The following is an 8,131-nucleotide window of genomic DNA, read 5'->3' as shown; positions in this document are numbered from 1 at the left end:
AGGAGTCGCTTTACTGATCATGTCCACATCGACTGAAGGATCACAAGCCAGCCCAGGTGTGGCAAAAGTATATCCACTAGTTTTTAACTCAGGGCACACCCACACACTGCGCCGTACGGCTTTCCCTCTCCCACCAGACAACCGAGAAGGATATCGATGCGACTGTCTCAGCTTTAGAACAAGTACTTGAGGAGATGGAGACAACGGTGAGGTTTTTGCCGTGCAAGTAGGTACGTGAATTTTGGCAAATTGGGGGACTGTGGAGCTAAATATGTCAGATGTGTGTTGATAAAGTTCTATGCTGAACTACGAAAATAATAGAGACTCCGAGGGAAAAATCAGATGAGTATAACAGATATGTTGCGACAGTATCATAAGAAAAATGCTGAGGAGATCTTGGGATTGATTGATAGGATAAAAAGTGGGAAAAAATTAGTGTGGGAGTATCCCCAAAGTATGACTCCCAAAAAATAATAAGGAGTGAGTCCTTCCAGTCTCTTGCCAAGGATTTTCCCAACATCTATCAATGGTTAGAGGGCAACGAGTGTGAAATCACACAGTACGATATTCGAGCGATCAAGCAGGCTTCTGACTACAAGCTGCGCTCGAATTATTTCAATTTCCTCCCTACTTTTATTGCGCATGACATGTATGGATTTGTATGGGAAAATGAGCGGGACTATACGTCGCTTGATCAGGCTTACTCTTGGTTCGAAGAGTTCCTATCGACATGGCTTGTCGGCCGCGCCGAGAACAAGAAACACAAAATATCAATCGAATCTATTTATTAAGAAAGCAGCCTTGGGCCCAATCACACTAAACATGAATAAGACCGAAATCGAGAGCATTCTTGGGCCTCCGGAGATCTACTGTACTCCCGACATTTTCGGATACAAAAAGGCGACCTTATGGAAGTATGGCAATATGGAATTTCATTTTTCCCCTGACAGCGAACAGCTCCAGATTATTGATAATCATTACACAGAAGACAAACAACTTTTCGCATCTGAATCACGCGCTTTCGAGTTGACTGACTTATTCTTTTTCGATGGGGATGTACCACTTAATAGCCATGAATTAGAACGCAAGTTTGTGGATGCGGATATGAATATCTGTTACTATAGATTGGACTCTGAAGTTTCTGATACAATAAAAATCAAATTGGAAAGTGGTGTCGAGTTTATATTGGAAAAGAACGAGGATGGACTTTATGTTCCGAATACAATCCAGCTGTTTGATGAAGCATCCAGTATCGACCCATGGACTTGGATAAGACTTGATTGGTTGTAAATGATGGAGTCTGTCAACACAAGTCTGAATAGGTTTTTTCTAACCCACTATCAATTGAGGTGTTGAGGCGGAAAAGCAGAAAGCAGCCGATATCACATTAAGCAAAATAGCATTGACCGTCTCCCAGTCGTCGATCGCGTCACCGCGATCAAGGCAGAGTCTGAGTTGCGCAAAACTCAAGCGGCATCAATCAAGAGTGACAAGTCTAAGGACGACGCAGAATGTGTCAAAGCGCCCACCGAAATATAATTCACTCCAGTTTCGGCAATCTCTCTTACAGTTTCTAAAGTAACTCCGCCGGAAACTTCAAGCTCAACTTTGCCATTTGCCAACTTAACTGCTTCCCGGATTTTCTGCAAACTCATATTATCTAACATCAGTCTGTCAACTGCCAAATTCAGGACTTGTTCAACCTCTGACAAATTACGAACTTCTACCTCGATTTTTAAATTGAGATCCCTCTTTTTCATATTTTCTCGGGTTTGTTCAACTGCACTTGCAATCCCACCTGCTGCGGCGATGTGGTTTTCCTTAATTAAAACCATATCATAGAGACCGAATCTATGGTTACCTCCTCCTCCCGCCCGAACGGCATACTTTTCCAAAACTCTAAACCCCGGAGTGGTTTTCCTTGTATCCAATATTCTGACTTTGGTGCCTGCCACTTTCCGAACAAATTCTGCAGTTAGAGTTGCGATCCCTGAGAGCCGCTGTAAAAAATTCAATCCGGTTCTCTCTGCAGTCAAAATACCGGCAAGCGGCCCGATAATTCGAACGACCTCTTCATAACGCTGAACTTTTGAACCCTCCTCCACCCTGTTTTGCACCTTAAGCCCAGGATTAACTTTTTTGAAGACCCACTCAGCAATTGGCAGGCCCGCGATGATGCCATCCTTTTTTACAATAATGCTTGCCTGGCCCTCATCATCGGAGTTTAGAATGCAATTAGAGGTAACATCTCCATTTTCTCCAAGGTCTTCCCGTAGTGCCAAATCGATTAACGATTCGATTTCATTCGTCAACTTGAGTGCTGGTTTCATAGGCACTACTTTAGTCAAAAAAACGCATAAAAGCAAACCCCATTATGAGGTTAAAAATGGCCGAGGGGTTTTGACAAAGGTGAATCGGGTGTTTCGACCATAATTGACCGAGCCTACAGAACCCGCAGAAAACGAAAAGGCCGCGGTAAACGCGGCCTTTTCTCGGCTAAGAGGAGGGAAAAAGGAAAATCTGTATATTATATGCTAATTAGCTAAGATTTTATCAAAAAGGCTTAATTTATTGTCGAATCGTTCATTTCCCATTTGGAAGCGCAGGGCTTCTTCATGCGTAAGAAAAAAATTACGTGCTTCCTTTGCATGATCGCGATCTTTGCTATCCTCGGCAATCTTTGCCAACACCAGCGCCAAGTTATAATCGGCTAAAGACCGGTAAGTAATGTCGGATTCCCGGTCGATGTATGAAAGCCAAATATTTTTCTTCTCATCCAGTGTTTGACTTTCCTGAACAATCCACAAAGTTTCCAGAAAACCGCTTCGAATCCTTTTAATTTCATCCGGAAGCTCCGAAACAACATCCGGTTTCAAGGATCGGGCGTCCTGTTTGTTTAAAGCAAAAGTTCGTTGCAATGGATTATTTTCGTTCTGCAATTCGTCACTTTGAGACGGCAGAATAAATTCGGTATTCGGAATGGGGTAAAGAACCCTGAGAACTTCTCGGTTTTCCGTCTTTAAAGGTTTACTCTCGACACTATTCAGAGCAAGTAAAGCTTCACTTAGATAATTCAGAGCAATTTTCTGGTTGCCTTTACCTCGATCTGGCAGATCTGTCAACTGTTCAGACTGGGGCTCTTTAGCCTCCAATTTATTTTTCTCCTTAATCGCCATAACTTCCTTGGGCTTGAGAGGATCCGCATTCTGGACGGCATTCAATTCACTAATCGAAGCTGCCGGAGCTTGCTCACTTTCCACGGAATTACTTTGCGTTATAGAAACAGGCGTTTGCTGAGTAACAAACACCTTATTTAGAGTAACAATTAGTAATGCCACAGCAAAGGCTCCGGCAAATCCCCATCGGAAACTCTTGGCGGACAAGATTCCTCCAACAGATTCAATAAACTGCTCAAAAGCAGAAACCTTGGGTCTGATTCCAATCCTTTTGGTTATTCTTTGTGGAACATCATTCCAATATTCATCAGGGGGTTCAGAATAAATCCCGGCCTGAATAACGGATTCTATTTTTTTCAAATTTTGAAGCTCAGTGGAACAAGACATGCATGCTTCAAGGTGGTTTTTAAGTTCCTGTATTTCGCCATCCGGCAATACTTGGTCCAGATAAAAGCCCAGCTTGGGTTTAGTTTCAGAACAATTCATCCTTCATACCTCGATATCGTTTGTTTCAACATATTCCTCCAGTAAAATCCGCAGCTTGTCACGTGCCCTCGACAGCCGTGACATAACCGTGCCCATGGAAATGTCCATGGTTTCACTTATCTCCTGATAACTCAATCCGTCGTTTACCCGTAAGATAAATACCGCTCGCTGTTCATACGGGATTTTCCCTAACGCCGCCTTTAGTTTAGCGACCAACTCGCTGCCTTCCATGTCAAACATCTGGGTCGGTGATTCTGCCAAATCAGCTTGGTGGCCATTTCCATCCAAATCATCCAGAGACATCGCACGCAGCCGCGCCTTCTTTTTCTGATGATTCAGAGAAGTGTTGATAGCAATCCGATACAGCCACGGGTAAAATGGGAAACTCTCGTTGTAAGTATCCAACTTTGTGTACGCTTTGATAAACGTATCTTGCAGCATATCGTCAGCATCCTCATGATTCATGACTACTTGCAAAACAATAAAATAAAGTCGTTTCTGATATTTTCGAATAATCCATTCAAACGCTTTTGCGTCGCCTGAAAGAGATCTCCGAACATATCTCAGGACATCTTTTTCGCTGTTTGAATCCATCTTTTGCACGGCCTTTAAACCCAAGTTGGAATTCCTAAAATTAGATACTTATTATTTATTTTTTTATTCCAAAGAATATAACAAATGTTTGACTAAAAAAATTCTCGGTAAGTTTCAAATGGAAGAGCAAAAGGACGATGGATTCTTTTTAATTCCCGGTATCGTTCTTCGAGGTAAGGGAAAGATTTTTCTTTTCAAGATCGTCCAGTTGTTTTTGTGCAAACCGGCCAAAGTTACTCTCGGAGCCTTGTTCTTTTATGATTCGCTTGAAAACAGTTTTAGCGGCCTCTATTTCTTTGATTTTTAACAAACATCTCCCAGCCTCGAATAATGCAGTTACATGCCATGGTAGCTTTGAAGGTTTGGTGAGGTATCTTACTTTGAGATACTCGGCACTTGCGCGCTCGAAATTTCCCATTTCTCGATAGCATTGTCCGATATAAAACTGAATTTCAGCCTCGGTTTGCTCGTCCGCAAAAGGCAGCAATTTTTGAAAATGCTCAATGGCGCGGTTATATTCTTTCAGGTTCATTAAAGCTTGTGCCAAGTCGATTTTCTTTCTGAAACTTTGTTTTGAGAAAGGATATTTGTCCAAATAGTCGCGAGTGGCAATAATCGCTTGATCCCAGAAATGTGAATCATTATAACACTGGATTAAATAAAGCAGGGCCTTTGGATAATAGCCGCCTGCTTTCGGATGTTTCAAAACCTGCTTGAACGCTGAAATGGCGTTTTCGATTTGCTGCGATTTATAATAAAAGTCGCCCAAATTAAAATAAGTCAAAACAGCGACCTCACTGTCCGGATATTTCGCCGGAATCGCCGTCAGAATTTTTAGCGCGTCCTCCGTGTGTTTGGAAATCAAGTAAACCGCTCCAAGCCCAAATTCCCCCCGGGCTGCAAACTCCGTATTCTTGTTGTCTTTTTTGAGTTTTTTAAATGCTACTTCTGCCAATTCAAAATTTTTAGTGGCCAGATAAATGTTTGCTTTTTCTAATAGAAATTGCGCCTCTTCATCTTTGGTGTCTTTATACTTTTTTTTGAAAGCTTTAATCGCTAAATCCGCATCAGCAAATTTTTTCTGCTTAATCAAGCACCTGACCGCTTGGCTCGCCGGATATTTTTCTTGTTCAAGATTGCCCGCAAATTGACTTGCTGAAATGTAGTGTGTCCTGGCGTCGTCATTTAATCCTTCTTTAAACAGAATATCTCCCAACGCAAGGCGGGCCTCAAGTTTATAGTGAACCTGCGAAGAATGCTTTAGAATATTTTGATAATACTCCTTTGCGAAAACAAGTTTTTCCTGTTTTCGGGCGATTCGGGCAACTCCCAAAAGAGCTTCGTCAAGGTTTTTGTGACCCGGGTTTTGGCGAGCAAACAGAACGTATCTTTCCAGCGCTTTAGAATCCTCTCCAAGATTTTCGTAAGCACGAGCCTCTCGCAAACCGATTGATTTGTCAAACGCAAGTCCATTTTTTCCAGAAAATTCAGGCGAGTTCTTCTGAAGTTCTCTGTAAATGTCGAGCACCGATTGATAATCGCCATTTTCAAAACGAGTGTTCGCCAATTCTAATTGTGCTTGTACTGCAAGCGGGGAATAAAAATATTCCGATTCAACTCGCTGCAAGTCCTTAATCGCGGCCTCAATATTTCCAAATTTCTTGTGCAACTTAGATTTCAATAAAAGCCCTGCGGGAATCAATTCGCTTTTCGGGTAAGTCTTAAGAAAAGCGGTCAAATCTGCTAATGAAGTGGAATCTTGGCCTAGATAACTTAACGCAGCGGCTGTGCGGAAGTTTGCTTTTTCAAAATAAGGGCTCTTAGTATAATTTTCCCGGATCCCTTTATAATAATTCAATGCGGCCGCAGCAGAGACGGAATCATTTACTGCCTTTTCAAGATAGGAATCCGCGAGCTGAATCAAAATAAAATCCAGATACTTGCCCTCAGGAAATTTTTCCTGCCAAAGTGCATGTAATTCCAGAAGTCTTGTTTGTTTCTTTTCCACTGAAAAAAGGGTGTCGAGCTCCATTTTAACTATCATGAACTCCACATCTTCAAGCTTGTCAAAATCGGAGTAGTTTTCAACTACCTGACCTAACAGCACTGCTGAGCTATCCAAATATGCAGTTGATTTTTGGAAGTCATTTTTCAGCGCCGATTTGTCAGCCATTTTGGAATACGAAAGCCCCAAATAGTAAACCACCTCTGCCCTATCAAGTCCATTACCGGATTCGGATAATATTTTTTTGAACGCCTCAATTGCGCGGGCAAAATCTTTTATTTGAAAATAAAATTTAGCCAATTCAAAATTCCAATTTCCCGAATCTTTTGTCTCCGCAAATTTGGAAAGCAGGCCGGAAACATGGTGAAGCCCGTCCTCGATATTAATTGTTTCCGAAATTAAACGAACTCTATTTTTGACCCACTCGAAATCATCACCCGCGGGATACCGCTGTAAATAATTCTGGTATTCTTTTAGCGCTAACAGATAATCAGAAAGTTTTTCATAACAACGTGCAATGCCGGCCTGAGCCTCGTCAACCCGTCGGCTGCGGGAAAATTGATCTAAATAATTCTGATAAGCCCGGAGCGCTCTTGGGTAATCTTTAAGCTGTTTTTCAAATAGCTCCGCCTCCATAAACTTGATTTTCTTTTGTTTTGAACTTTCAGCAAATCGCTTTTTGTATTCCGCTATATTTTGCAGTGCTTTTTGCGGCTGCCCGCTTTTAATAAAAACTTCAGTGAGTTTAAAATAGCTGCCTTCAAGGAAAGGCGATGACTTATTTTCTCTTTTTGAATTAGTTGCATTTTTAATGACCCGTTGCAGCCGGGCTTCGGCTAATTGGTACTTCCCTTGCAGGTCGAAAACTGCTGCTATTTTATAGTCGACTTCATCTTGTAGTTTTGTGGAGGCAGATTGTTCTGCTTTTTGGTAGTTTTCCAAAGCTTGTTCAAATTGCTCCTTTGAAAAGTAAATATCACCTTTTCTCAAATAGACTTTCGGCGTCAATTCTGAGTCTTTGAAATTGACCAAATATTGATCGTAATAGGTCAAAGCTTTATCAAGGTCGCCTTGAGTCTGAAATAAAGATCCCAAATGATACAAAACTCTTTGAGCCTCTTTACTCGTTTGAAATTCTTGGACGATCGTCGTGTAAATTTCAAGCGCCTCCTCGAACTGGCCAAGTTTTTCAAAAACCTCTGCACGAAGCAGATAAATTCGCGGATCTTTTAAATCGGGACCGAATGTCCGAAAAAGGTTTTCGATTTGAGTGAGTGCTTCGGTATAATCGCCTCGGTCTAAATAAATTTCCACGATTTTTAAATGGGCATCGACTCTTTCCGGCGAATCCGGATAAGTGGAGATGAGCTCAAAAAGAACCGCCAGGGCTGATTTGGAGTCTTCTATTTGTAAAGAAGATTTCGCAGACTCGAAGAAAGCGGTGGCGGCTTTATCATTTTCTTTGTGAAATACAGGCACCCGTTTGAAGAGCTCGGCGGCATTGGCAAAATTCTGCATTGCTGCCTGGCATTCAGCTAATCGAAACCTGGCATCGGGCAGAAAATTTGACTGTGGGTAATTGATCTCTAATTCTTTATAAGAATCAAACGCCTTTTGATATTCTGAATTGGCAAAGTTGGCCTGACCTGACAAATACAAAGCATCGTCAGCCTTTTCATTGCTTGAGAATTTTCTGGAGAATTCTTTGAATTGTTCAGCGGCAAGGTTGTACAATTTGTCTTGATAGAGTTTTTGCGCGAAGAAGAATTCTTTATCGGCTTGCGTTTCCTGCGCCATAAGTCCAGGTAAATAGAACTTAATAAAAGCCAATAGAATTAATATTGTACTGAAGACCTTTTTGAACATAAAT

General features: G+C 41.7%; 6 protein-coding genes. 2 read left to right on the top strand and 4 right to left on the bottom strand.

Annotation, left to right across the window (positions count from 1 at the left end):
* The first annotated feature begins 437 nt into the window (after nt 1-437).
* Nucleotides 438-791 carry a hypothetical protein gene (locus IH879_04280; protein MCH7674152.1) on the top strand — a complete coding sequence of 118 codons (354 nt, stop codon included), beginning with the start codon at nt 438-440 and terminating at the stop codon, nt 789-791.
* 31 nt (nt 792-822) lie between these two features.
* Nucleotides 823-1,290: a hypothetical protein gene (locus IH879_04275; protein MCH7674151.1), complete on the top strand. Its 468-nt coding sequence runs from the start codon at nt 823-825 to the stop codon at nt 1,288-1,290.
* A 176-nt stretch (nt 1,291-1,466) separates the two neighbouring features.
* On the opposite strand, the gene nadC is transcribed toward IH879_04275, so the two are convergent.
* The 4 genes from nadC to IH879_04255 form a co-directional block, all read right to left on the bottom strand.
* Complete coding sequence (gene nadC, locus IH879_04270; GenBank protein ID MCH7674150.1) at nt 1,467-2,330, bottom strand: carboxylating nicotinate-nucleotide diphosphorylase; 864 nt, start codon at nt 2,328-2,330, stop codon at nt 1,467-1,469.
* Between the two features lie 204 nt (nt 2,331-2,534).
* Nucleotides 2,535-3,662 carry a zf-HC2 domain-containing protein gene (locus IH879_04265; GenBank protein ID MCH7674149.1) on the bottom strand — a complete coding sequence of 376 codons (1,128 nt, stop codon included), beginning with the start codon at nt 3,660-3,662 and terminating at the stop codon, nt 2,535-2,537.
* A gap of 3 nt (nt 3,663-3,665) precedes the next feature.
* Nucleotides 3,666-4,280 carry a sigma-70 family RNA polymerase sigma factor gene (locus IH879_04260; GenBank protein MCH7674148.1) on the bottom strand — a complete coding sequence of 205 codons (615 nt, stop codon included), beginning with the start codon at nt 4,278-4,280 and terminating at the stop codon, nt 3,666-3,668.
* 124 nt (nt 4,281-4,404) lie between these two features.
* Nucleotides 4,405-8,127 (bottom strand): tetratricopeptide repeat protein, encoded by a 3,723-nt coding sequence (locus IH879_04255; protein ID MCH7674147.1) that lies wholly within the window; start codon nt 8,125-8,127, stop codon nt 4,405-4,407.
* Nucleotides 8,128-8,131: the final 4 nt, after the last annotated feature.

This window comes from candidate division KSB1 bacterium, assembly GCA_022562085.1.
Taxonomy (GTDB): Bacteria; Zhuqueibacterota; Zhuqueibacteria; order Oceanimicrobiales; family Oceanimicrobiaceae; genus Oceanimicrobium.
Note: the sequence above shows the minus strand (reverse complement) of the source record. Positions and strands in the feature narration are given on the sequence as shown.